The following is a 24,484-nucleotide window of genomic DNA, read 5'->3' as shown; positions in this document are numbered from 1 at the left end:
GCAGCTATGGCCGACGAGAACGTTGTGCAGTCTCTCGCTCGCGTGCTGCCGACGCTGAGCGCGGCGGAAGCGAGGGTGGCCGAGTTGCTTCTGGCTGACCCTGAGGGATCCGTCGAGTTGACGATCACGGAGCTGGCGCAACAGTGCGGCGTGTCACAGGCGACGGTCGCGCGCTTCGCGCAGTCGCTCGGCTATACCGGATACCGAGATTTTCGCCTCGACCTTGCGACCTCGACGACACGCGAGCACGTGCGGAGGGAGCGGTTCTCGGCCGACGGCGGTCCGATCGCTCACGATGCATCGATCGGCGACATCATCTCGACGATCGGGTACCGCGATGCGATGACGATCGAAGAGACGACGAAGAAACTCGACCCGGACACCGTCGAAACGGTGGCAGCCGCACTTGCGCGGTCTCCGCGGATCGACATCGTCGGCAGCGGATCGAGCGGTCTCGTTGCCGCGGACCTGCAGATGAAGCTGCAGCGCATCGATCTGCCGGCGCACCACTTCGCCGACCACCACCTGGCACTCTCGTCCGTCGCTCTGCAGAAGCCGGGTGGCGTCGCCATCGGCATCTCACACTCCGGCCAGACGCGCGAGGTCATCGACGCGCTCGACATCGCGGCGCAGGCAAACGGCACGACCGTGTGCATCACGAGTGATCCCGACTCCCAGCTCGCCCACGCAAGCGACCTCGTGCTGCGCACACGGTCGAGAGAAGACGAGTATCGGTCGGCAGCAATGGCCAGCCGCATCGCTCAGCTTGCCGTCGTCGACATTCTGTTCGCCGCTCTCGTGCACCGTCGCTTTCCGGTCTACTCCGAACCGCTGAGCCGCACGTTCGATGCGGTGAAACAACGTCGCGTGCCTCACGTGCGCCGACGGAAGGGTCAGGACGACGACAGCAGGTGATCCGACGTCGAGGCACTCACTCGTGTCGCCAGCTCGTCACCGGCAACCGCCGCGTCGGCCACAGAAGCTCCGCGCAGGAGAGCCGCGAGCACCCCGCCCGAGAACGCGTCTGATGCGCCGATCGCGTCAACGGCGGGCGATGTGGTGCGCGCGATGACGTTTCGGCGCCGGCCGTCGAATGCTGTGATGCTCTGCTTGTCCGAGACGAAGAGCCAGCGTGGCTCGGGAAACAGTGAGCGCAGAGCGTCAGGCTCGCCCGTGCCGAAGGCCTCACAGGCGTCTGCCCTCGTCGCAAAGGCGACGTCGGACTGGCCGACGAACGCCCCGAGCACCTCGGTTGCCTCATCTTCGCGGTCGCGCCACAGGCTCGGCCTCCAACTCACGTCGAAGCTCAGCAGTCGATCACCGCGCTCCTCGACGATCAGTGAGAGTGCCGCGAGCGATGAGGCAGAGAGGGCTGCCGTGATGCCCGTGGTGTGAATGACTCGCGTCGTCGAGAGGAGCAACTCGATGTCGGGCCGCCTGATGATGGCGGGCGAGAGCAAGCTGCCCGCCGAGGCGGCGCGAAAGTAGTGCATGCGGCTGACCCCGACAGCGCCAAGCTCCTTCACATACAGCCCGGTGGGGCGTTCGTCGTCGACGACGATGCCGGAGGTCTCGATGCTGTGCGAGGCGACGTTTGCTGACGCATACCGGCCGAAGCCGTCGTCGCCGACAACGGACACCATGCCGACGGAGGTTCCGCTCGCGGCGAGCGCGACGGCCGTATTGAATTCGCTGCCTCCCAGCGATCTCGTGAACGAGACGGTGCTCTCGAGCGGCTCTGCGACGGGCTGGGCCAGCACGACGAGCAGCTCGCCGACGCAGGTCACGTGCACGTTGACACCTTCATGCTCGGGAGAATACGGTGTTCGAGCGTACTCTGCAATCTGCTGTGCAAATATCACAACGAAGGTGGCAATGTCGACATCTGAGCTCTCGATCATTCCTGCGCCGCGCGACGCGACAGTCAGTCCGGGGGAGTACCCGATGGCCCCGACCGCGACCATCGGCGCACCGCCAGAGCTCGTGCCCGCCGCACGGGTGCTCCAGGGGCTGTTGCGACCCGCGACAGGCTTCGCGTTCGCGATCGCCGACGCGGGCAGCGGCGACATCACGCTCGAAATCGAGCCTAACGCCGACGCCGAAGAGTATCGCCTGAGCATTGACGAGGGCGGCGTTGTGCTTCGCGCGGGATCGCCCCGCGGCATCCTCTGGGGTATACAGAGTCTTGTGCAGCTGCTTCCGCCCGCGATCCACCGTTCGGCCCGCACGAGAACCACCGAATGGATGCTGCCGCACTGCGTCATCTCGGATGCGCCGAGGTTCCCCTGGCGCGGTCTCATGCTCGATGTCGCGCGGCACTTTCTGCCAAAGCGGGAGGTCATGAGGGTCATTGACCTGATGGCGGTGCACAAGCTCAACACGCTGCACCTTCACCTGACCGATGACCAGGGATGGCGTCTGCAGATCGACGCGTTTCCGCGCCTGACGGAGCGCGGCGGCTGGCGCAGCGACAGTCAGCGGGGCCACGGGCCGAATGCGACGATGACGGGTCGCCCGCATGGCGGCTGGTACACGAAAGACGACGCGCGCGAGATCGTCGCGTACGCAGCCGAGCGCGGCATCGACGTCGTTCCCGAGATCGAGATGCCCGGCCACGTTCAGGCGGCGCTCTCCGCGTATCCCGAATGGGGAATCGGTGAGGCACCGGCCGAGCCCTGGGCGCGCTGGGGCATCAGCACCCGTGTACTCAACCTCGAGGAGGCGACGGTCGACGCGTTCCGTCGCATTCTCGACGAGGTCATTGAGGTCTTTCCGTCGCGCTTCATCGGAATCGGCGGAGACGAGGCGAAGAAGACCGAGTGGCAGGGTGACGCGCGAACGCAGGAGCTCATGCGCGAACGCGGCCTGGCCGATGAAGAAGCAGCGCAGAGCTGGTTCATCGGTCAGATCGATGCGCATCTGACGTCGCGAGGGCGGCGTGCCTACGGGTGGGACGAGATTCTCGAGGGCGGGCTCGCAGCGGGCGCGACCGTTGCCTCTTGGCGGGGGCGCTTCGGAGCCGTTGCCGCTGCACGCGCCGGACACGACGTCGTGGTCTGCCCCGACGATGCCGTCTACCTCGACTACCGGCAGTCAGACCACGAGGGCGAGCCGATTCCCGTCGGATTTCCCCTCGGCGTCGACGACGTGTACGCGTTCGATCCGCTGCCGCCCGAGCTCACCCCTGAGCAGGCTCGGCACGTGCTCGGCGGTCAGGCGAATATCTGGAGTGAGCACCTCGATTCTCCGCGCGCCCTCGACTACATGCTGTTTCCGCGGCTCTGCGCTGTCGCCGAGGCCGTGTGGTCGGTCGACAAAGATCTCGCAGACTTCCGACGGCGTCTCGACGAGCACCTGGTCCGCCTCGACGCACTCGGCGTCGAGTATCGCGACCTGGAAGGGCCGGCGCCGTGGCAGAGCCGCCCGGATGCGCCGGGCAAGCCCATCACGCGTGAGGAGCGCCTTGCGATTCAGCGTGCGCTCGTCGAGAACATCGTCGATCGCACCGCGAGCTCCTGACGGCTCGTCACTCCTGCGGACGAGCGGTCGAGCCGCGCACTACAAGCTCGAACGGGAGGTTGAGGTCAGTGGGGGCCGTCGTGCTCTCGCCGAGTTCGGCGAGCAGCAGATCAACGGCCGTTTCGCCCTGCTGTCGCGGAAACTGGGCGATCGTGGTCAAATCGAAGAACGGCGCCTGCTGATTGTCGTCGACCCCGATAATCGAGACATCGCGCGGAACCGAGAGCCCGAGATCGCGTGCCGCGAGAATCGCCCCGATCGCCATCTCGTCAGACGCGGCGAAGATGGCCGTCGGGCGGTCGACAGGTGAGCCGAGCAGCTGCTTCGCGGCGACATATCCGCCCTTCATGGTGAAGTCAGCGGGACGAATGAGCCGTTCATCGAGGGTGATTGCGGCATCGGCAAGCGCCACTTCGTAGCCGCGTCGTCTCGTCGTGGGCAGGTGAAAGTCGATATCGAACTCTCGGCCACCGCCGATGTGCCCGATGCGCCGATGCCCGAGTCCAGCGAGATGCGACGTCGCAAGCCGCGCGACCTCGAAATCGTCGAGCGCGAGCGTCGGCACATCGGGAATCGGCCCGCCGATGCCGACGAGCGGTTTGCGCAGGTCGTGCAGGGCGCGCACCTCGTCGACGGTCAGCTCGAGATTGATCGCGATGACAGCATCCACTCGCTTGCGAAGCAGAAAATGTGTGAACACACTGCGGCGCTCGGCCTCGCCGCCCATCAGGTTATAGAGCGTCGTGTCGTAGCCGCGGCGCAGCAGCGCCGTCTCGGCTCCCTCGACGACGGTCGAGAAGTACCAGTGGCTGAGAAGCGGCACGACGACGCCGACGTTGCGGGTTCGCCCAGAGGCAAGACCGGATGCTGTCGACGACACGACGTAGCCGAGCTCCGATGCCGCACCGCGAACCTTGCTCCGCGTCGCCTCTGAGACGTAGCCGCGGCCGGAAAGCGCGCGAGACACGGTCGCCGTCGAGACGCCCGCCTTCTTGGCGACCTCTTCGATACCCGCCATCGCACTCCCTCACCTGGTCAGCACCAGCTTACTGAGCCGTGTACATTTGCCGATATGCACAGCTCACCGGCTCCCGTCGCCGTGATCGGCGATGCCCTGATCGACGAACTGCGCGACGAGACCGGAACACGCGACTTCGTGGGCGGCGCGGCCCTCAATGTGGCTGTCGGCATTGCACGGCTGGGCGTCCCGACCACGCTCATCGCCATGATCGGCGACGATGCCGACGGCGCACGCATCGCGGAGTTCCTCGACCAGCACGGCGTGGGATTCGTGCGGACGATCGGCCCGAATGGCACATCGCGAGCCGTGAGCGACAGGCGTGATGGCGAGCCGACCTACGCGTTCAACGAGGCGGCGCGAAGACGCGCGATCGAGTTCGGTCCCGAGAGCAGGCGGGCCATTGCCGATGCTCCGTTCACGGTCGTCAGCTGTTTTCCCTTCGACAATGCCGGTCAAGTCGAGCAGCTCGCAGCATCCGTCCCTCATGATCGCCGGAGGCTGATCATCGATCCCAACCCGCGCGAGGGGATGATGCACTCGCGCGAGGAGTTCGTGCGCGGCTTTGAGTCGCTCGCGTCGCGATGTGAACTCATCAAGGTCGGCGAAGACGACGCGAGGATGCTGTATGAGAGCACGCTCGACGAGCTCGTCGATCGCCTCGTCGATGCAGGTGCCGCGCACGTCGTGGGCACGGCAGGGCGCGACGGCGGCTTCGTTCGCCGTGGCGCGCGGACGGTGAAGCGGCCGATCGCTGAGCTGCCCGGCGACATCATCGACACGATGGGCGCCGGAGACGCCGTTCTCGCGGCGATCGTGCGGCACCTTGTCGCAATGGGGATCCCGGCATCTCCTGGCGCGTGGGAAGAGGTACTCGAGCGAGCGATGCTGGTGGCTGCGGCGACCTGTCGCTTTGAAGGCGCGCTGCTTCGCGAGCCGTGATTCTCTGCCTCTGGCCTCGATTTCGTCCCGGCCGCGTGAGAGGCTAATATTTCTGTGGCGCCTTCGGTTGGCTGTACAAGTTTGGTCGAGCGCGCCCCTGGCGAGTTACCCAAGCGGCCAAAGGGATCTGACTGTAAATCAGCTGTCATCGACTTCGGGGGTTCGAATCCCTCACTCGCCACTTTCCCGCAGCGCCGAGCAGAAGCAGGGCACCAGCTGCTTGCAGAGCTTCCAGACTATGACGTCGCGCCGCGAGTTGCGCAGCCCTTGCGTGGCATATCGCGTCGCGCGGGTCAACCCCTTTCCCGCTGTTGACCGGAGTGCATAAGGTCAATAGACAACAGTTCGTGCACCATTCCACGGCTCCCGTCGTGTGGGGTCGGCGCGGCTGGGGCGCTCGCTTGGGGGAGTGAGCGTCTCGACATCACATCGCCAGAATGTGACTCGGCGGTAGGGCCTCTCGAGCCCTACCGCCGCAATTCGGTATTAGGTCATTCGCGCAGACCATCGGCTGATCATTGGCATCTGGCTCGCCACAGTCTGCGTGTCGCCGTGCGAGAGGTAGGACGGCGATGTGATTGTCCGGCTTCGACACAGCGAGACGGATCAGTCTGCGGGTGAGTCAGCAGCGCGGCTTCACGCCCGAGGCGAAGTGCGGCCTGGCGCACCGCGTCGAGAAGGGGCGCGTTCATGAGATCTTCGGCGGTCACGGTCCAGGGGAACCCGTCTCCGAGATAGGCGATCTGCTCAGCAGTCAGCCGGTAGAGAATGCGGTCGGCCTTCATCTCGAGTTCCCATCGAGCATCTTCATTCATCATCAGTCTTCGATTCCGCCTGGCGCGGGCGTCGGGCATAGAGGTCGGGACACAAGCACGACGCGGGGACGTCGTTACTTATTGAGATGTGCTCACGTTCAAATTATGACGATGCTGCGGCACCCCGCTTTCGAGGGGCGTCGATCTCTCGCGGTCGCGAACTCGAGGCTTAACCGGATGCTGAAGACGTGCCGCTGTGCACGCTTAACGACGAAGGACGCTCCGCCTGAGCACAGGCGGAGCGTCCTCACGAGGTCGTGTCAGGTTGTCTGGTCAGTGTGCTTTCCTTCGCCGACCTCTTCAATGACCTTGCTGTTGAACGCTGGCAGGTCATCTGGAGTTCGACTTGAGACGAGGCCGCTGTCGACGACGACCTCCTCATCGACCCACGCGGCACCTGCGTTCTTCAGGTCCGTCTGCAGGCTCGGATAGCTGGTCAGCGTTCGCCCGCGGAGCACGTCGGCTTCGGCGAGAATCCACGCGCCGTGGCAGATGACGCCGACCGGCTTGTGCTGCTCGAAGAAGTCCCGCACGAATGACACCGAGTCTGCGTCCATACGCAGATGATCGGCGTTGACGACGCCACCGGGAAGCACGAGGGCGTCGAAGTCTGCTGCGCTGGCTTCGCGTGCCAGCATGTCGACGTCTTGCTCGTGACCATTCTTTCCCGTTACAGCGTCGGGTTTCGGCGAGACCATCGTCGGCACGGCCCCCGCGCCTTCGAGGGCCTGCCAGGGACTCGTCAGCTCGCTGTCCTCGAAGCCATTCGTGGCAAGGACGGCAACCTTCTTTCCGGTGATCGTGCCCATGTGCTCACCCTTCCCTTTCGAAAGTGGTTCGTATTTGAATAGTCGCATCGCGACTCGCTGCCCAGTTTTCCCACGTATAGGCCCGAGTTCAAGGGGTGGCCTGTCTGCCCCGGCAGTGGTACACGGGAAAATTGCTACATCAGAGGGTGCTCGCCGTCCAGCCCATTGTCCCCGGCGCCTGTCACTCGATACCGTGGGTACAGGCACAAAGCACAGATGAGGTATCCCACCTGTGAAATCAGTACTTTGTGCCGGGGCTCCGATGAGCGATCATCGGAGCCCCTTCTGCATGCATCCGTTCAGAACCGACGACCGCTGCTTGTCAACCCCGTGCCTGTTCGCGAAGAAGCGGGCTTTGATATGAACGTGAAGGTGGTCAAGGTCTTGCGGGCGAGTGCCGCAGAGCTGTTCACGGGATACCGGTTCTTAGTGGCCGCCAAGGCTGCCGTCGCCGTCGTCGCGGCGTGGCTGCTCGGTCAGCTTCTGCCCGGAGAACTCGACGAGTACGCTTACTACGCCCCTCTGGGTGCGCTTCTCGGAGTGACGCCGACGGTTGTCGACTCGATCCGAACGAGCATTGAGATGGTTGCCGGAATTGCGCTCGGAGTGCTCATCGGCTGGCTGCTTATCGCAACGGGCATGCCCTGGTTTCTGCGAGCGCCCATCGGAGCGGGCCTCGGAGTGTGGATCGCCGGCGTTCGGGTGCTCGGCTCCGGTCGCGTGTACGTGGCGATTGCTGCGGTCTTCGTCGTGATTCTCGGCGTCGATGATCCCGAGTCGTACGCGCTCGGGTACATCGCGCAGTTCGGATTGGGTCTCGTGATCGGTACGCTCGCCAACGTCGTACTCATACCACCGCTTCGCTTCTCGTCGGCTCGAGCACGAATCGCATCATTGCAGACGGACTTCGCCAATCACATCGAGGAGATCGCGAACGTGCTCGACGAGCGGTGGCCGCCTAAGGGCAGAAACTGGCTTCACTATGCGCGAGACCTTCGGTCAACCGTCGATTCCGCCGAGCAACTCGTCAATGAGGCGCGACGAAGTCGACGGGCAAACCCCAGAGCTCTCTGGACACACGACGACACGACGACGGAATACGAGGTGCTCGACACGGTAAGGCGTATCGCCGTTCAGATGTCGCAGATCGCTCAAGTGCTGAATGGAGCGATCTGGAACGAGCCGATTCCCGCGCCGATTCCGCACGACATCATCGAACCGCTCCGTGACGCGCTCGGCGACCTCTCGGACTTCGTGCGCGACCTTCAGGACGACGACGCGGTACCAGAAACTCGCGAACGCTGTCTTCGATCGTGCGATCGCGTCATCGCGTACTCGATCGATGGCCCCGACGCCGGCTCTGGAATCGGCACGATCATCTTTGCTGTTCGGGCGATCAGGGCGACCGTGGCCGACGGAGAGTGAGGGCGCCTGTCAAGGCCTGGCGGCCGCCGATCGAGGGCCGTTAGCGTCGCACATGGAGATAAAGGAGGGCAGCTTCATGACTGACCGCAATGACCAACCGAACACGGCGTCACCGGACGAGCAGGCTGAACATCTGCGAGAGGTTGATGAACCCGTGCAGGAGAGCACGGTGGACGAAACGGATGCTGTGCTCGACGAATACGGTGAAGACGTCGCGTCGTCGCCCGAGCAACGGTCGCGCTCGGTGCCAGACGAGTCGGACGACGCGACGTAGGCATAGCGCGCGACGACCGCCTGCGGGGCAGAAGGGGTTCGGAGCCGCTTAGCCCTTCTGCACCTCGTACGGCGGTTTGTCTTCGTCGTCGGAATCTGTGTAACGAGGGCGCGTCGGCTGCGCCGGCTGCTCGGAGAACTCGCCGCCCTCACGCCCGCCGAACGGACGCCCGTGGTCGGCAAACTCTTCACGAGCGAAGACGAGCGTCCACTCGCCCGCGGTGAAGCGTGCACCTTGTCGCAAGATCTCTGAACGGTCGTCGTCTGTCGCCGTCATCTCCGGATTGGCGTTCATGAGCCCGTCTTCCAGAAGCGTCAGAATGTACTCGTCGTTCTCGTCGTGGTGGATTGTCGCGTGCAGGGGAGCAGCGCCTTCAAGCCGCAACTCGTTCTTCTCGGCCGAACCAATATTGACGTCATCGACGTCGAGGTCGAAGACGAAGTTCTGCGAAGGACTCGAGACCCGCAGACGTGGATGCCCCGCACCCCACTCCGAGTGGGTTGTCGTCGAGGATTCGTGGTCGGTCGACTCGGTGTTGTCTGCCATGTGTTCCTCCCTCAAGAGCGTGCGACATCCATGAAACTGCTTTCACCATAGACCGCGAGTCGCTGCTTGGCGAAGGGCTTGACTCGAAAGTCGGCTTCTGCCAGCTCGCTCACCGGATACCGGTGCGACCGTGCTGTGTCAAGGCACTTCATGTTTTCGTGTCGCTGCACCGAGACTCGTGTGCGAGACGTTCGATGAGAGGAGAACCTGATGCCTGACTTGCCGCGCATTGAATCCTGGTGGCCGCACCTCACGGTCGGAGCACGACATGAGATTCTCGAAGACCGAACAGCGCCCATCAGTGACCGCGTGCTGAGAGAGATCGAGCGAATCACCGACACGACGGTCGCGGGGGACGTGGGCCTCAGCAACGACGACCTGCGCTACATCGAGACACAAGGCGAGACGGTGGACTGACGCAGAAAATTTCGTGAAATGCCCCTCCAACAGGGGATAGCTTCTGCAGAGCACGAACATTATGCGGCAACCGTCACGTTGACGTGTTTCTGTGTCACACTTATGCCATGGGATACCTTCAGTACGGCAGCGCGAGTGAGTATGAGTTTGATGATCGCACGCTCGCGCACCTCAAAGTTGTTGTTGTTTCTCGCCTTCGCCGGCAGGAGAGCTTTCTGCTGAGCTGGGCGACCGAGCCAAGCGCCGGTTCTGGGCGCACATCGATCTGGATAGCGCCGACGATTCCTCTGCAGTTCCGCTTCTCGGGAAGCCGACCGCCGGCCTTGAACAAGACCTGGATCGACGTCATGTCGCGACTGTCGCACTCATCGCGAGGGCTCGTCGTCGTCAGCGAGGAAGAGGCGGAGGCCGTCAAGAGCGGCGAGGTCACCATCTCGGGCGGGATCGACTGAGAAGCAGTCGCCAATAGCGCTCCTTATTTCGGCGGCGCCGGATACCCGCTGATCGACAGCGCACGGGCGAGGTGTACGGCGTTCGCCACTGCGCCCTTCAACGCAGAAAGCGTCGCCGGCGGCGTCTCGCTCAGGTCCTTGTAATCGGTCTTGTGCATGGCTTCGCCGTTCCAGTAGGTGCAACCTTTGGCGGCAATGGTCATGCCGAAGTCGTTGAGCGCCTGGTAAACATCGGCGACGATCGCGTGCGCTCCGTCTTCGTTTCCGACCACGCCCACGAGGGCGACCTTATCGAAGAGGCTCGGGCGGCCGTCGTCCTGCGTCTTGCCGAGTTCGGCGTCGAGGCGTTCGATGACGCGCTGCGCGACGCTCGACGGGTGTCCGGCCCACGTGGGCGTGCAGAGCACGAGAATGGACGCATCTATCACCTGTGAGCGGATAGCCGGCCATTCATCGCCGTCGCCCATGTCTGCCATGACTCCAGGGCGGACGTCGTGATCCACAACCCGGATCTCCGTGGCCGGCACGTCGTGCGACGCCAGTTCTTGCACGAACTGCTGCCCCATGAGCGCCGTGCTCGATTCCGCCGGACTCGGCGAAAGCGTGCACGTCAAAACCACTGCCTTCTGTCTGCTCTCTTCATATGCCATGCACCCAGCCTCTCGCCGCGCTGCGCTTTCTCAAGAGGGTTGACGGATGCTGCCATCGCGACGTAGTCGCGGCGATCACGCCAGCAGCGAACGGATCTTGCGGTCGAACTCGTCGCTTGTGTGGCGCTCTTGGTCGAGATTCGCATTCAGAAGGTGTCGCACTGAGTTCTCCTCCATTCCCTCTGCAACGGCGATAAGAGTTCTGTACGCGCCCACTTCGTAGTTCTCTGTGCCCGCGGCGGCGTTGAGCGCAGCGAGATCCCTGATCCTCGCGTCAGATGCCTCGATCAGCGTTCGCGCGTCTTCGGCGAGGCCGACAGTGACCGGGCACGTGACGGTCAGTGCCTCAATGTCGAGAATGGTGAAGACCTTCTGCACGTTCTCGATCTGCTCTCGTGTCTCGTCGGCGTGATGCGCGAACATGTGGCGCACCTCATCGGACTCCGCCGCTGCTTCGAGCTCGTCGAGCATCGACAGCGAATCGTGCTCCATCGCGAGGGCTACATTCAAGCGGAATGCGAAAAGGGATGTGGTGTCGACCAGTTTGGCGGCCATGTGCTGCTCCTTCGTCTCTGCGTGCGAGCCACAGTACGGTCGCGTTCCATTGGCGTCGAGAGGGTAGACACGTGCGCCCTTCCCGGGTAGCTGTGCCGTACGTCGCCGAGTGTCGCCCGGTGGTCGTCACGTACTGAAGCCAGGTAGCGTCGAGTCATGAGCACTCGCGAATTGCAAGACCTCGCCCGTGATGTCGCCGCCAAGGCGGGCGAGCTTGTGCGGTCGCGCCGACGTGAAGGCGTGAGCGTCGCCGCCACGAAATCATCACCAGAAGACATCGTCACCGCGGCCGACCGCGAATCGGAGCGGCTCATTCGCGGCCTTCTTCTCGACGCACGCCCGCACGACAGCATCCTGGGCGAAGAGGGAGGGAGCACGTCGGGAACATCGGGCGTCACATGGGTGGTCGATCCCATCGACGGAACGGTCAACTACCTCTACGGTCTTGCCGATTACGCTGTGAGCATTGGAGTCGTCGAGGGGGAGGCCGACCCGGTCTCGTGGGAGCCGCTCGCCGGTGCGGTGTACGCCCCGGAGCTTGACGTCATGTACAGCGCCGCACGCGGAGAGGGCGCTCTCAAAGGCACCGCATCGATACGCGTGAACAGTCCCGTCGATCCCGGGCTGGCACTCGTGGGTACGGGATTCGGCTATGACCCCGAGCGCCGCACTCGCCAAGCGAACGTCGTCATGGGGCTGATCGCGGAGGTCAGGGACATTCGGCGTATGGGCTCGGCCGCCGTGGACCTCTGCCGGGTCGCCGATGGGCAACTCGACGGATTCTTCGAAGTGGGACTGAACCCGTGGGATATGGCAGCAGGTGCGCTGATCGCACGCGAGGCAGGAGCACGGGTCGGCGGGCTCAGGGGAGAGGCCGCGACAGCATCCATGACTCTTCTCGCCGAACCGGGCCTCTTCGCGTTCCTTGAAGCGCGACTTGAAGGTTTGAACGCCGACAGAATCCTGCGGTGATTCGCGCTCTCGCCCGCCATTGCGGGCGAGACAGCGCGGCAGGAGAGGGTTCCCCCATTGGGGGACAGAAAAACGGCCGCGTGCCCTGTGATTTTTCAGTCTCGCTTTGCTATTGTTTATCAATCCGTTACCAAACGGCGTCCCCATTGCCACGCGGTAGCGATAGCTGTGCCCCCTAGCGAAGAAAGTCCGTCTGCCTGTGTCGAGCCGTGCCTTTGCCGAGAATGAATCTGTTCTCGACCCTTCGGGCACCGCACCGACCCCGCACACTGAATCGGCATTCGGATCTCGCCGGGCACGTCGCGAGCGCGAGGCCCGGGAGGCGCTCGAGCACGCGAACTCGGCTGGCGTCGCGGACCTTGCCGAAGACTCGGCGTCGGCGGCACCCGCGAACACAGAACTTCTCAGCCGCCGCGAGCGTCGCCATGCGGCTCAGCAGCAGCCCGACGGCCTCGCCGCTGCGTTGCCGGCATCGCGCGACGACGACATAGAGCTGCGGCTGACGCGTCGTGCTCGTCGGCGTGCCGCTCAGAGCGTGGCATCCGCATCGACAGCGGGAGCTCCCGAGGTCGCTGAGGTCGAGAACATTGACGACGGTGGGGATGCCGCTCGGGCGGCCGAGACCGCAGAGGTTGCCGAGGCGGCGGATGTTGTCGAGACGGCAGAGATCGTCGAGATGGCAGACGTTGTTGACGAGTCTCCCGAGGCCGACGAGCTGATCGCGGTCGTCGAGCCCGCGGAGGCGGCAGACGCCGCGCAATCCCGCGAGCCTGAGATCGTCAACGCTCCTCGGGCGACTACCGAGCACGCTGCTGTTGACCCTGGCGAGGTTCCGACGACGACCAAGTCGTTTGAAGAGATCATTGCCGGCGCCTTTCCGATCGAGGAGGCCTCGTCGGTTCCCGACGACGTGCCCGCCGAAGACGACGAGCCGGCCAACGAGGCAACCGCTGCGGCGAACGGCGAGCCGAACGCGGCAGCAAACCCGCGCCGCGGCCGCCACGGCGCCTCATCGTCCGCTCCGGTCGATCCGCCGCGCTCGCCGCGTTCAATTCGCCGTCTTGCTACCAAGACCATGAGCATCAGCGCGCTTCTCGCCGTCGGGCTCATGACGGTTGCGACGTCGGTGCCCGCGAACGCGCTGCTCAGCGCCGACGAGGTTCAGGCGCAGAAGCGTCAGTCGCTCGAGCGCCAGGACTACGCAGCCGGGCAGGCACAGTCCATGGTCAACACGGCCTCTGCCGACGTCGCTGTGCAGCGCGACACGTACGGCGCGCTCTCGGCCACGCAGGCCGCAACCGAGCTGGGCATCAATCCCGAGAACACGTTCACGAACGACCCGAACGGAACAGTTCAGTGGCCGTTCTCGGTCGGTGTGCACATCGGCAGCGGATACGGCTCACGCCCCGGCTGCTCGCTGGGCTGCTCGACGAACCACCTCGGCCAGGACTTCAACCCCGGGTACGGCGCTCCGATTCAGGCCATCGCCGACGGCGTTGTCGTGGAATCGACCGACGCCGGAGGCGGCTTCGGCGTCAAGATCGTGATCGAGCACGTCATCGACGGCCAGATGATCCACAGCCTGTACGGGCACATGGTTCCCGGGTCCCGCACGGTGCAGGTCGGAGACCACGTCTCGGTCGGGCAGATTATCGGCAAGACCGGCAACACGGGAATCTCCACGGGTCCGCACCTGCACTTCGAGATCCTCATCGGCGGAACCAAGCACGTCGACCCGCTCGCCTGGCTCTACGAGAACACCAACTAGGCACCCACATCCCGGCACAGTTGCCGGGATTTTTGCTGAGAGCGGTGGCGGACATGCCGAGACGCCGCGGGTGATCGCACACCGCGGCGTCCCGCCGTCGTTCCTACGGGGTCAGAAACCACGCCGTCGTGTCTGCGGGCAGTGCGCCTTCGTCATGGGGCGAGCTCGCGAGAATGCGCGTCGCATCGCGCAGCGGCGTCGGCACGACAGCATCCGTCACCCCCGTGTTCGCGACGACCGTGATCGGGCCATTCGAGAACCAGAGGATGCTGTCGTCGCCAGCGTCGTGCCACTCGATGGCGCCGAGTCCGAGCTGATGCGTGCTGCGCAGCCAGAGCGCGCGGCTGTACAGCTCAAGGGTCGAATCGGCGTCGCCGCGCTGGCTCGCGCGGGCGTAGGGTCCCCAGTCCTCGGGCTGCGGAAGCCACGATGCCCCCGTCTCGCTGAAGCCGTACGCGGGTGCGTCGGCCTCCCAGGGGATCGGGACCCGGCAGCCGTCTCGACCGTAGCGTTCACCGCTCGTGCGGAACCACGTCGGGTCTTGACGTGCTTCGTCGGGAAGGTCGATGGCCTCAGGCAGACCGAGCTCTTCGCCCTGGTAGATGTACGCCCCGCCGGGGAGAGCGAGCATGAGAGCGGATGCTGCTCGCGCGCGACGCAGCCCCAGCTCACGGTCCGGCCGATCGCCGGTCTCCGGGCCGATTCCGTGCCCCTGAGGGTTCTCAGCGGTGAGGGCGAGTCGTGATGCGTGGCGCACGACGTCGTGGTTCGAGAGGACCCAGGTGCTCGGCGCGCCGACCGAGCTGAACGCGGCAAGCGACTTGTCGATGATCGTGCGCAGGGCCGGCCCGTTCCACGGAGTCTCGAGGTACGGGAAGTTGAACGCCTGCTGCATTTCGTCTGAGCGCACCCACAAGGCCATCTTCTCGAGCGGGTCGACCCACGCCTCGGCGCAAAGCACACGCTGGCCGTCGTATTCGGCGAGCACCTGGTTCCACTCGCGGTAGATCTCGTGAACGCCCTCCTGCCCCCAGTAGGGTGCGGTGACCGGCTCCTCATCAGCAGCCTGGCCGCCCATGCTCCCCGCTCCCACCGGCGGCGTGAAATCGGGGAGCCCGTCGGCTTTCACGAGTCCGTGCGCGACATCGACCCGGAACCCGTCGACACCGCGGTCGAGCCAGAAGCGCAGCACGTCTCGGAACATGCGACGAACGTCGGCGTTGCTCCAGTCGAAGTCGGGCTGGCTTGAATCGAACAGGTGCAGATACCACTGGTCCGGGGAGCCGTCTGCGTTTGCCGTGCGGGTCCACGCGGGCCCGCCGAAGACGGAGTCCCAGTTGTTCGGAGCCTCCTCACCGTGTTCGCCCCGGCCATCGCGAAAGATGTAGCGTGCGCGTTCGGGAGAGCCTGGTGCTGCCGCCAGCGCCTCCTGAAACCACTCGTGCTGATCGGAGGAGTTATTGGGAACCAGGTCGACAATCACGCGGATGCCGCGTGCGTGGGCGGCATCCGCCATGGTGTCGAAGTCCTCGAGAGTTCCGAAGAGCGGGTCGACGGCGCAGTAATCGGAGACGTCGTATCCGGCATCTTTCTGAGGGGACGCGAAGAACGGAGAGAGCCAGATGGCATCGATGCCGAGCTGCTTGAGTGCGTCGAGCCGTGACGTGATGCCCGCGAGATCTCCCATTCCGTCGCCGTTCGCGTCGGCGAACGAGCGCGGGTAGATCTGATAGATCACGGCAGAGCGCCACCACTCGGCGCCGTCGATGGTCGCCGAGGCTTCGAGGGGCGCATCGGGGGAAGGGGCGGTGGCATGAGTCATGCGACTACTGTACGGGAGCATTTGCGATTTATGGAAACGCTTACTTTCTGAGTTGAGGGCCACTCGCCGTAATCAAGGCGATACTCCGACCATCGGGCTTGTGTTTTGTAGGTGTCTCGTGTAAAAGTGGAAACGCTTACACAATGTGTGTGAGACGCCTCATGCACGAAGAGCACCCCGAGCCGCACAGGCACACAGCAATCGAAAGGCACACCAATGACGGTGAAGAAGAACCCGATTCTCGCCCTTGGCGCGATGACCGCGGTGGCAGCGCTCGCGCTGACCGGATGTTCGTCCGGAGGCAGCGACGACGCGAGTGAAAAGGAAGGCTCCACGACGTTGACCGTGTGGGTCGATGCCGACCGCGCACCCGTGCTGAAGGACGTCGCAGCGGCGTTCGAAGACGAGTCGGGAATCAACGTGAAGCTCGTCCAGAAAGACTTCGGCAAGATCCAGGAGCAGTTCGTTCAGCAGGTTCCGACCGGAAAGGGCCCGGACATCACGATCGGAGCGCACGACTGGCTCGGCGACTTCGTGACAAACGGCGTCGTGCAGCCCATCGAGCTCGGTGACACGGCGAGTGACTTCCAGGATGTCGCCATCACGGCGATGAGCTACGACGGCCAGACCTACGGCGTCCCTTACTCGATCGAGAACATCGCTCTGCTGCGCAACACGGAGCTCGCCCCCGAGGCACCGACGAGTTACGACGACATGGTGCAGATGGGCACTGATGCGGGAACCGAGTTCCCGTTCCTCGTGCAAGTCGGCGAAGAGAGCGACCCATACCACCTGTATCCGTTCCAGACTTCGTTCGGCGCCCCGGTGTTCGGAACGAATGAAGACGGAAGCTACAACTCTGACGACTTGCAGATCGGCAATGACGGCGGCATCGAGTTTGCGAACTGGCTCGCCGAGCAAGGTGCGGCCGGGCTGCTCCCGACGACAGTCGACGGTGACATCGCCAAAGAGAAGTTCGTGAGCGGAGACTCGCCCTTCCTCATCACCGGCCCCTGGAACGTGAGCGCTGCCGAAGAGGCGGGTATCGACCTCGCCGTCGACCCGATCCCGGCACCGGGCAGCGAGGCCGCTCAGCCGTTCGTCGGCGTGCAGGGCTTCTACATCTCGGCCAAGAGCAAGAACGTGCTTGCGGCGACGGAACTCCTCACCAACTACATCGGCACGAAAGACGTGCAGCTCGAGCTGTACAAGGTCGGTAACCGTGCTCCTGCTCTGACCGCTGCATTCGAGGAGGCCAGTGCCGACCCGATCACTGCAGCCTTCGGCGAGGTCGGTGCCAATGGCGTTCCGATGCCGAACATCCCAGAGATGGGTGCGGTGTGGCAGTACTGGGGCGTGACCGAGGCTGACATCATCAACGGCAAGGGCGACCCTGCCGAGCTGTGGACGGCGATGGCCGACGAGATCCAGAGCGCCATCGACGGCGAATAATTCCCCGATGCCGGCCGGGCAGGTGCCCGGCCGGCATCGCCCACCCGACGAGCCCAGGGAATCATGAGCACCCAGACACCACAGACCCGCAGCGCGCGCGAACTGCGTCAGCGCCGCCGAGCGCGGCAGATCGCAGAACACGCTTCGGGCGGCATTCTCCCGATCATCATCAAGATCGCCCTCATCGCGGTGGTCGACGCGATCTCTCTGTTCGCGCTGTTCGTCGCGATGACGCACGGGCAGTGGATCGTGTTCGCCGTCGTGCTCGTCATCGCTGCCGTCGTCAACCTCGTGTACTTCAAGCGCGGCTGGCTGCCCGCCAAGTACCTCACACCCGGTCTCATCTTTCTGTTGATCTTCCAGGTGTTCGTCATTGGTTACACCGGCTACATCGCTTTCACCAACTACGGCACGGGGCACAACAGCACGAAAGAGGATGCCGTCATGGCGCTCGTGCAGTCGGCGCAGGAGCGCGTGCCCGACTCGCCGGCGTATGACCTGACGGTGCTCGAGCAGCTCGGCAACTACAGCTTTCTGGTCACAGCGCCCGACGGGACTGTCAGCGTCGGCGATGACTCCACACCGCTGAGCACGGTCAGTGGCGCCGAGATGTCGGGCGGCGTCGCGGTGGGGCTCACGGGGTACACGAGCCTCGACTTCGCCGATGTTCTCGAACACCAGAAAGAGATCGCGGCGATGACGGTGCAGATCTCCGATGACCCGAACGACGGGGCGCTTCGAACTCCGGACGGGTCAAAGGCCTACCTGTACATCTCGACGCTCGAGTACGACGAAGCTGCCGGAACGATGACGGACACCAAGACGGGAACCGTCTACTCGGACACCGGCGTCGGCGCCTTCACCTCCGAGAGCGGCGAACAGCTCATGCCGGGCTGGAGCATCAACGTCGGCCTCGAGAACTTCACCAAGGCGTTCACCGAGCAGAGCATCCGCGGCCCGCTCCTCAGCGTCACCATCTGGACATTCGTCTTTGCGCTCCTGAGCGTCCTCACCACCTTCGCGCTCGGACTCTTTCTCGCCATCGTCTTCAATGACATGCGTATGAAGGGACGCAAGCTCTACCGGGTCGTGATGATCCTGCCCTACGCCTTCCCCGGGTTCCTCGGCGCGCTCGTCTGGGCAGGGCTGTTGAACCGCGACTTCGGCTTCGTCAACGACGTGCTCTTCGGCGGAGCCGCCATCCCCTGGCTGACCAACGAATGGTTGGCGAAGTTCAGCATCGTATGGGTCAATCTCTGGCTCGGCTTCCCCTACATGTTCCTCGTGTGTACGGGTGCACTGCAGTCGATTCCGGACGAGCTCACCGAGGCGGCAACGGTCGACGGCGCGAAACCCTTCGCCGTCTTCCGCCTGATCAAGCTTCCGCTCCTTCTGGTGTCGATTGCGCCGCTGCTGATCTCGGCTTTCGCCTTCAACTTCAACAACTTCAATCTGATCTACATGCTCACCCAAGGCGGTCCCCGCGACGCCGGGGCCGGCATCAACGTCGGCGCCACGGACATCCTCATCTCGATGGTCTACAAGGTGGCGTTCGACGGAGCGACGAGCGACTACGGTCTGGCGAGCGCGTTCTCGCTCATCATCTTCGTGGTCGTCTCGCTGGTCGCGATCATCAGTTTCAAGCAGACGAAGTCGCTGGAGGATCTGAACTGACATGACTCGCACACAGAACGCATCGCCCGAGACCCGACAGTCGATCCCCACGAGCAAGGCCGCTCGCCCGGCCAAGCGTCCCGTCGGCTTCAGCCGCTGGTTCCGCGCAACCGGATGGCGGCATCTCGTCGGCGTCATCGTGATCATCTACGCCGTGTTCCCCCTGCTCTATGTGCTCTCTGCATCTCTCAACCCGAACGGGACGCTGCTGAGTTCGAACGGCCTCTTCGCGAAGATCGGCTTAGACAGCTATGTGACGCTGTTCACATCGCCGCAGCAGCCGTATGCCGCATGGTTCGGGAACACGCTGTTCATCGGTTTGACCGCCTCGGCCGGCACGATCTTCCTGGGCGCGCTCGCCGCCTACGCGTTCAGCCGGATGCGCTTCAAGGGCCGCAGGTTCGGACTCGTCTCGCTGCTGGTGGTGCAGATCTTCCCGCAGCTTCTCGCCGTCGTCGCGATCTTCCTGCTGCTGAACACGATCGGGGAGATCTTTCCGGTGCTGGGCATCGACAACCAGATCGCCCTCATCTTGGTCTATCTCGGCGGTGCGCTCGGCGTGAACACGTACCTCATGTACGGATTCTTCAACACGGTGCCCACAGCCCTCGACGAAGCAGCGAAGATCGACGGGGCCAGTCACGTGCGCGTGTTCTTCACGATCATCCTGCCGCTCGTCTCGCCGATTCTCGCGGTCGTCGGGCTGCTGTCGTTCATCGCCACCACCAACGATTTCGTCATCGCGAGCGTCGTGCTCGTGTCGCCTGAGAAGCAGACTCTCGCTGTCGGGCTCTACCAGTTCGTCTCACAGGAGTTCACGAGCAACTGGAGCGTCTTCGCCGCGGGGGCAGTGCTTGCCGCCCTCCCGGTGATGGCGCTGTTCCTCTACCTGCAGAAGTACATCGTCGGCGGGCTCGTCGCCGGCTCGGTCAAGTAACCCGTGGAGGCGCGTATGGACACCGCACTCGAGCCGCATCACGATGGTTCGCCGCTCTACGTCTCGACGCAGCATCCGCAACTCGGTGAGACGGTGCGCGTGAGACTGCGCGTTCCGCAGGCGCTGGGCGAGCTGCACGGCGTGCGCGTCCGCTCGAATCCCGATCGAGAACCCGTGTTCTCCGTCGCCGAGCGGGCGGGATCGACGTCGGGCTGGGACTGGTGGCAGGCCGAGATCACGGTGGCGAACCGGGTGCACGGCTACCGCTGGCTGCTGCGCCTTGCCGACGGCAGCGACATCTGGGTCAACGCTCGCGGCGTCTTCACCACCGAGACCCTCGACAGCGAGGACTTCCGGCTCGTGGCCGGCAGCGATGCGCCCGCGTGGGCGGCGTCGAGCGTGCTGTACCAGATCTTCCCCGATCGATTCGCGGCATCGGATGCTGCGGCATCGCGACCTGCGCCCGAGTGGGCGGTGGCGGCGCAATGGACCGACGAGGTGCGGCTTGACCCTCCCGCCCGGTCGACGCAGCTATACGGCGGCGATCTCGACGGAATCGTGGGCAAACTCGACCACCTGGAGCGCCTCGGCGTGACGATGATCTACCTCACTCCCGTGTTCCCCGCCCGGTCGAACCATCGATACGATGCGACGACGTTCGATGTCGTCGACCCGCTGCTCGGCGGCGACGAGGCGCTCATTCGCCTCGTCGAGGCAGTGCACGCGCGAGGCATGAAGATCATCGGTGATCTCACGACAAACCATTCCGGTGATGCGCACGAGTGGTTCAGGGCGGCGCATCGCAACCCAGATGCCGCCGAGGCGGACTTCTACTACTGGCGCGATGCCGAACACGACGGCTACGAGTCGTGGCTAGGCGTGCCCAGCTTGCCGAAGTTCAACTGGAACTCCCGCGAGCTGCGTCAGCGCTTCATCGAGGGCGAGAACTCGGTCGTGGCACGGTGGCTGAAGCCGCCGTACTCACTCGACGGCTGGCGCATCGACGTCGCGAACATGACGGGGCGCCTGGGCGATGACGACCTCAACGCCGAGGTGCGACAGACGATCCGGCGTACCATGATCGACGTCAATCCCGACACGATCCTCCTTGCCGAGTCGACGAACGATGCATCGAGCGACTTCCAGGGCGACGCCTGGCACGGCGCCATGACCTACGCCAACTTCACCCGGCCACTGTGGGGCTGGCTCTCCGAGCCGCTCGCCGATGCCGGCGGAGGGCTCGGCATGGCCATGCAGACGATTCCGTGGTACGACGGGTGGCAGTTCTATGCTGCCCACAGGCAATTCAGTGCGGGCTTTCCCTGGAGCATCCGTCTGGGCACCATGAACGCCCTCGACACGCACGACACGCCTCGCTTCCGCACGCGCGCGCTGCCGGACACTCTGCCGGTCGCCGTGGGCATGTCCGTGACGCTGCCCGGCATTCCCGTCGTGTGGGCGGGTGACGAGTTCGGGCTCACGGGCATCGACGGCGAACATTCGCGCACACCGATACCGTGGCACGCTGCGGATGCAGCATCTGGCACCATCGACCTGTACTCGGAGCTGATTGCCCTGCGCCGCAAGCATTCAGCTCTCAACGGCGGAGGAATGCGCTGGGTGCACGTGAGTGATGACGCGCTCGCGTACGTGCGCGAAGACGGTGACGAGAGCCTGCTGATCGTGGCAGCGCGCGCTGACGTTGGCATCGATTTGCCTGCCGAGGTCATTCCGGCACCGGATGCTGTCGAGCAGTTGTTCGGCGGGTTGGTGCTGAGCACAGAGGGCGACAGCATCCGCATTTCGGGCACTGGCCCTGACTTCTCGGTGTGGCAGACGGCAGGAGCCTGAGCGTGCGGAACGTTGAGGAATTCTCTCGCCTGAGCGACGAGCTGGAGCAGGCGTGCCGTGAGACAGACGGTGTAATCGGATTGGTGCTTCTCGGCTCAGCGGCAGATGCGACTCGTCGCGACGAATGGTCTGATCACGACTTCTTCGTGCTCCTTGAACCGGGCCGCGAGCGCGACGTGCGCCGCGATATGAGCTGGCTGCCGCGATTCGAGAACAGCGTGCTGCTCGGGCGTGAAGGCGATATCGGGTTCGTTGTCGTGTATTCAGACGGTCATATTCTTGAGTTCGCGGCGGCAACAGCCGACGAACTCACCGGCGCGCTGGCCGATGACGCTCTGATCGTTTATGACAGTGATGGCATCGTTGCACGGATCATCGCGGGAGCTCGGGATCGCGCGAACGCCAGCGACGGGCTCGCTGCACCTTCTGAGGAACGCGCGGCGAACGACATGCGGCTCGTTCTGGTGAAGCTTCTGATTGGAGTTGGTCGCGCACGTCGCGGGGAGGTTCTCAATGGTTCGAACTTCGTGCGGGGCTGGGCTGTCGAGCTGCTGGCCCGAGTGGTGCGCGCCCGAATTCCCTCGCAGCTCCCGAGCTCCCGCGACAAGATCGATCCGCTTCGTCGATTTGAACGCGGTTACCCCGAGCTCGCTGCGCGGATAGATACCGCCCTCGCACAGGATGTTGAGTCTGCTGCGCATGGCCTCTTCGACGTGGCACGGGAAGTGCTCGAGCCCGGCTGGGAGGGCTTCCCGAGTGACGCAGCGGACGCTGTCGCCGAACGTCTTGGTTGGTGAGACGACGACGGTGCTGATGTGGAGGCGCCGTGTTCACGAACCGCTCAAAGGTTTGATATTCTTTAGCGGTTGCCTTTCGCGAAAAGGTGTCGCCCCGATAGCTCAGTGGTAGAGCACTTCCATGGTAAGGAAGGGGTCGTCAGTTCAATCCTGACTCGGGGCTCGTACGTTCTTCGGAGCGTCGTGCGGCAGGGTAGCTCAGTTGGTGAGAGCGCACGACTCATAATCGTGAGGTCGCGGGTTCGAGTCCCGCTCCTGCTACGCACAGAGAACCCCCGGTCATTGCGACCGGGGGTTCTGTCGTTTGGCCGATCGCAGCGGCTGCGGTCCGTCTCAGAGACTGACGATCAGCAGCACCGCCGCCATCACGACACCAGAGCCGAGCAGCGTGACGAACGTGTACCCCAGGATGTCGCGCATCTTCAGGCCGGCGATCGCCAGCACAGGCAGCGCCCAGAAGGGCTGAATCATGTTCGTCCATTGGTCGCCGTACGCCACCGCCATGATCGCGATCGAGGGGTCCACGCCGAGCTGATGAGCCGCGTCGATCATGATGGGGCCCTGCACCGCGAACTGGCCACCGCCCGACGGCACGAAGAAGTTGACGATGCCCGCCGAGAGCAGCGCGAGCACGCCGAACGTGGTCGGCGTCGAGATCGACACGAACGCGTCTGAGAACAGCGTGATCAGACCCGACGATGACATGATGCCGAGGATGCCGGCATAGAGCGGGAACTGCAGCAGAATCTCGCCCACATTCGACGCCGCCTTCTTTGTGAGGTGAATCAGCTCGAACGGATTCTTCACCAGCAGCAGGATCAGCGCGAGGAACGACCAGTTCACGATGTCGAGCGTGAGAGTGCCGCCCTGCACGAAGTGCACGATCAAGTAGGCAACGAGCGCGAGCCCCAGAATCAGCGTCAGAATGCGGGATGCATCGATGCGATCGGCCGGGGTCACGACGGCCTCGTCGGCTTCGTCGCGCTCTTCAGACCCGACCGTCTCAGGCAGCTCGTAGATCGGGTCACCGCTCTTAGGGCGAATGAGGAAGAACAATACGGCGACCACGACGATCACCGCGAGGGCGGCGAGCATGTTCCACGACGAGAAGATGGTCTGCGACACGGGAATGATCTCGTCATCGAGCGCCGGGGCGAGGAATGAGTCGGGCGTCGCCGCCGTGAGCGGACCCGAGCCGGAGTAGCCCATGTGCCACACGACGAAGCCGGAGTATCCGGCGGCGACCAGCAGGGGGAAGTGCACTCTGTAGCCGCGCTTACGCGCCTTGACGGCGATCTCCCTGGCGAGAAGCGTGCCCACGATGAGCCCGAGACCCCACGTGATGAGACTCGCGATCGCTCCGACGACGAAGACGAACACGTACGCCGTTCCAGGTCCCGTAGGCACGCTCGCCAGCCACCCGAGCAGCTTGCGCACGGGTCGTGTGTTGGCGAGCATGTAGCCGAGCAGCAGGATGAGACACATCTGCGTGATGAATGCGAGCAGACCTGCAAGGCCGTCGCCCCACCCCGTGACCACGTCGACGGGGCTCGTCTGCGTGAGCGTCATCGCCAGGATGGCGACGATGATGGTCAGGACGATCGCGAAGGTGAGTGCCGAGGGAATCCAGCGCTCCAGAAAGCGGTTGATCGGGCGCATAACGCTTCGGCGGGATGAGGTCTTGTTCGGCGCGGATGGCGTCGACATGCAGAACTCCTTTGTTCAGTCTGTGGACTCAATACCTGCGACCTTATCGAGCGACAGCGACGGCCGACGTCATCGCGGCGGC

Annotated in this window: 23 protein-coding genes and 3 tRNA genes; 17 read left to right on the top strand and 9 right to left on the bottom strand. The window is 64.2% G+C overall.

Features of this window, described 5'->3' with window-relative positions; all coding sequences use genetic code 11:
• The first annotated feature begins 6 nt into the window (after positions 1 to 6).
• Positions 7 to 915: a MurR/RpiR family transcriptional regulator gene (locus ATJ78_RS00630; RefSeq protein WP_098405838.1), complete on the top strand. Its 909-nt coding sequence runs from the start codon at positions 7 to 9 to the stop codon at positions 913 to 915.
• On the opposite strand, the gene ATJ78_RS00625 is transcribed toward ATJ78_RS00630, so the two are convergent.
• Positions 894 to 1,793: a sugar kinase gene (locus tag ATJ78_RS00625; RefSeq protein WP_169923344.1), complete on the bottom strand. Its 900-nt coding sequence runs from the start codon at positions 1,791 to 1,793 to the stop codon at positions 894 to 896. The two genes, ATJ78_RS00630 and ATJ78_RS00625, sit on opposite strands and share 22 nt — an antisense overlap.
• An 82-nt stretch (positions 1,794 to 1,875) precedes the next feature.
• Here ATJ78_RS00625 and ATJ78_RS00620 point away from each other — a divergent pair, with 82 nt between their 5' ends.
• The gene (locus ATJ78_RS00620) at positions 1,876 to 3,519 is read left to right on the top strand and encodes a beta-N-acetylhexosaminidase (RefSeq protein ID WP_098409117.1); all 1,644 of its coding nucleotides are present in this window, start codon (positions 1,876 to 1,878) and stop codon (positions 3,517 to 3,519) included.
• Positions 3,520 to 3,526: 7 nt separating this feature from the next.
• Here the strand turns inward: ATJ78_RS00620 and ATJ78_RS00615 are convergent, their stop codons facing one another.
• Positions 3,527 to 4,537 (bottom strand): LacI family DNA-binding transcriptional regulator, encoded by a 1,011-nt coding sequence (locus ATJ78_RS00615; protein WP_098405837.1) that lies wholly within the window; start codon positions 4,535 to 4,537, stop codon positions 3,527 to 3,529.
• Between the two features lie 54 nt (positions 4,538 to 4,591).
• On the opposite strand from ATJ78_RS00615, the gene ATJ78_RS00610 reads away from it, so the two are divergent.
• Positions 4,592 to 5,479, top strand: a complete 888-nt coding sequence (locus ATJ78_RS00610; RefSeq protein ID WP_098405836.1) for a carbohydrate kinase family protein — start codon at positions 4,592 to 4,594, stop codon at positions 5,477 to 5,479.
• A gap of 99 nt (positions 5,480 to 5,578) precedes the next feature.
• Positions 5,579 to 5,660: transfer RNA gene (locus ATJ78_RS00605), tRNA-Tyr, on the top strand.
• 334 nt (positions 5,661 to 5,994) lie between these two features.
• Here ATJ78_RS00605 and ATJ78_RS00600 read toward each other — a convergent pair.
• The gene (locus tag ATJ78_RS00600; protein ID WP_098405835.1) at positions 5,995 to 6,297 is read right to left on the bottom strand and encodes a hypothetical protein; all 303 of its coding nucleotides are present in this window, start codon (positions 6,295 to 6,297) and stop codon (positions 5,995 to 5,997) included.
• Positions 6,298 to 6,554: 257 nt separating this feature from the next.
• Positions 6,555 to 7,103 (bottom strand): type 1 glutamine amidotransferase domain-containing protein, encoded by a 549-nt coding sequence (locus tag ATJ78_RS00595; RefSeq protein WP_098405834.1) that lies wholly within the window; start codon positions 7,101 to 7,103, stop codon positions 6,555 to 6,557.
• 360 nt (positions 7,104 to 7,463) lie between these two features.
• Between ATJ78_RS00595 and ATJ78_RS00590 the strand changes: the two genes are divergently transcribed.
• Positions 7,464 to 8,528 (top strand): FUSC family protein, encoded by a 1,065-nt coding sequence (locus ATJ78_RS00590; protein WP_143741351.1) that lies wholly within the window; start codon positions 7,464 to 7,466, stop codon positions 8,526 to 8,528.
• A gap of 76 nt (positions 8,529 to 8,604) precedes the next feature.
• Positions 8,605 to 8,802, top strand: a complete 198-nt coding sequence (locus ATJ78_RS00585; RefSeq protein WP_143741350.1) for a hypothetical protein — start codon at positions 8,605 to 8,607, stop codon at positions 8,800 to 8,802.
• Between the two features lie 48 nt (positions 8,803 to 8,850).
• Here ATJ78_RS00585 and ATJ78_RS00580 read toward each other — a convergent pair whose 3' ends face one another.
• A complete protein-coding gene (locus ATJ78_RS00580; protein WP_098405831.1) occupies positions 8,851 to 9,348 on the bottom strand; it encodes a hypothetical protein in 498 nt (165 codons plus the stop codon).
• Positions 9,349 to 9,558: 210 nt separating this feature from the next.
• Here ATJ78_RS00580 and ATJ78_RS00575 point away from each other — a divergent pair, with 210 nt between their 5' ends.
• Entirely contained in the window at positions 9,559 to 9,765 is a 207-nt protein-coding gene (locus tag ATJ78_RS00575) for a hypothetical protein (protein WP_098405830.1), read from the top strand.
• Between the two features lie 107 nt (positions 9,766 to 9,872).
• On the top strand, positions 9,873 to 10,217 hold the full coding sequence (locus ATJ78_RS00570) for a DUF7882 family protein (RefSeq protein WP_098405829.1): 345 nt from the start codon (positions 9,873 to 9,875) through the stop codon (positions 10,215 to 10,217).
• A 23-nt stretch (positions 10,218 to 10,240) separates the two neighbouring features.
• Here ATJ78_RS00570 and ATJ78_RS00565 read toward each other — a convergent pair whose 3' ends face one another.
• Positions 10,241 to 10,867 carry a flavodoxin family protein gene (locus ATJ78_RS00565; RefSeq protein WP_098405828.1) on the bottom strand — a complete coding sequence of 209 codons (627 nt, stop codon included), beginning with the start codon at positions 10,865 to 10,867 and terminating at the stop codon, positions 10,241 to 10,243.
• Positions 10,868 to 10,942: 75 nt separating this feature from the next.
• A complete protein-coding gene (locus ATJ78_RS00560; protein WP_098405827.1) occupies positions 10,943 to 11,422 on the bottom strand; it encodes a YciE/YciF ferroxidase family protein in 480 nt (159 codons plus the stop codon).
• Positions 11,423 to 11,578: 156 nt separating this feature from the next.
• Here ATJ78_RS00560 and ATJ78_RS00555 point away from each other — a divergent pair, with 156 nt between their 5' ends.
• Together ATJ78_RS00555 and ATJ78_RS00550 are read left to right on the top strand one after the other, a co-directional pair.
• Positions 11,579 to 12,394: an inositol monophosphatase family protein gene (locus ATJ78_RS00555; protein ID WP_098405826.1), complete on the top strand. Its 816-nt coding sequence runs from the start codon at positions 11,579 to 11,581 to the stop codon at positions 12,392 to 12,394.
• A 199-nt stretch (positions 12,395 to 12,593) separates the two neighbouring features.
• A complete protein-coding gene (locus ATJ78_RS00550) occupies positions 12,594 to 14,162 on the top strand; it encodes a peptidoglycan DD-metalloendopeptidase family protein (RefSeq protein ID WP_098405825.1) in 1,569 nt (522 codons plus the stop codon).
• Between the two features lie 103 nt (positions 14,163 to 14,265).
• Here ATJ78_RS00550 and ATJ78_RS00545 read toward each other — a convergent pair whose 3' ends face one another.
• A complete protein-coding gene (locus ATJ78_RS00545) occupies positions 14,266 to 15,984 on the bottom strand; it encodes a glycoside hydrolase family 13 protein (protein ID WP_098405824.1) in 1,719 nt (572 codons plus the stop codon).
• A 216-nt stretch (positions 15,985 to 16,200) separates the two neighbouring features.
• On the opposite strand from ATJ78_RS00545, the gene ATJ78_RS00540 reads away from it, so the two are divergent.
• The 7 genes from ATJ78_RS00540 (at position 16,201) to ATJ78_RS00510 (ending at position 22,956) form a co-directional block, all read left to right on the top strand.
• Positions 16,201 to 17,436, top strand: coding sequence for a sugar ABC transporter substrate-binding protein (locus ATJ78_RS00540; protein WP_098405823.1), 1,236 nt, complete (start codon positions 16,201 to 16,203; stop codon positions 17,434 to 17,436).
• A 63-nt stretch (positions 17,437 to 17,499) separates the two neighbouring features.
• The gene (locus ATJ78_RS00535; RefSeq protein ID WP_098405822.1) at positions 17,500 to 19,110 is read left to right on the top strand and encodes an ABC transporter permease subunit; all 1,611 of its coding nucleotides are present in this window, start codon (positions 17,500 to 17,502) and stop codon (positions 19,108 to 19,110) included.
• Position 19,111: 1 nt separating this feature from the next.
• On the top strand, positions 19,112 to 20,047 hold the full coding sequence (locus tag ATJ78_RS00530) for a sugar ABC transporter permease (RefSeq protein ID WP_098405821.1): 936 nt from the start codon (positions 19,112 to 19,114) through the stop codon (positions 20,045 to 20,047).
• A 15-nt stretch (positions 20,048 to 20,062) separates the two neighbouring features.
• Positions 20,063 to 21,898 carry a glycoside hydrolase family 13 protein gene (locus tag ATJ78_RS00525; RefSeq protein WP_098405820.1) on the top strand — a complete coding sequence of 612 codons (1,836 nt, stop codon included), beginning with the start codon at positions 20,063 to 20,065 and terminating at the stop codon, positions 21,896 to 21,898.
• 2 nt (positions 21,899 to 21,900) lie between these two features.
• On the top strand, positions 21,901 to 22,695 hold the full coding sequence (locus ATJ78_RS00520; RefSeq protein ID WP_098405819.1) for a hypothetical protein: 795 nt from the start codon (positions 21,901 to 21,903) through the stop codon (positions 22,693 to 22,695).
• Between the two features lie 91 nt (positions 22,696 to 22,786).
• Positions 22,787 to 22,858 (top strand) — tRNA-Thr (locus ATJ78_RS00515).
• Positions 22,859 to 22,882: 24 nt separating this feature from the next.
• A tRNA-Met gene (locus ATJ78_RS00510) sits at positions 22,883 to 22,956 on the top strand.
• 72 nt (positions 22,957 to 23,028) lie between these two features.
• Here the strand turns inward: ATJ78_RS00510 and ATJ78_RS00505 are convergent.
• Positions 23,029 to 24,402 carry a short-chain fatty acid transporter gene (locus tag ATJ78_RS00505; protein WP_245836152.1) on the bottom strand — a complete coding sequence of 458 codons (1,374 nt, stop codon included), beginning with the start codon at positions 24,400 to 24,402 and terminating at the stop codon, positions 23,029 to 23,031.
• Positions 24,403 to 24,484: the final 82 nt, after the last annotated feature.

This window comes from Paramicrobacterium agarici (genome assembly GCF_002563955.1).
Lineage (GTDB): Bacteria > Actinomycetota > Actinomycetes > Actinomycetales > Microbacteriaceae > Paramicrobacterium > Paramicrobacterium agarici.
The sequence above is the reverse complement of the archived record's forward strand: the minus strand, read 5'-3'. Positions and strand labels throughout refer to the sequence as shown.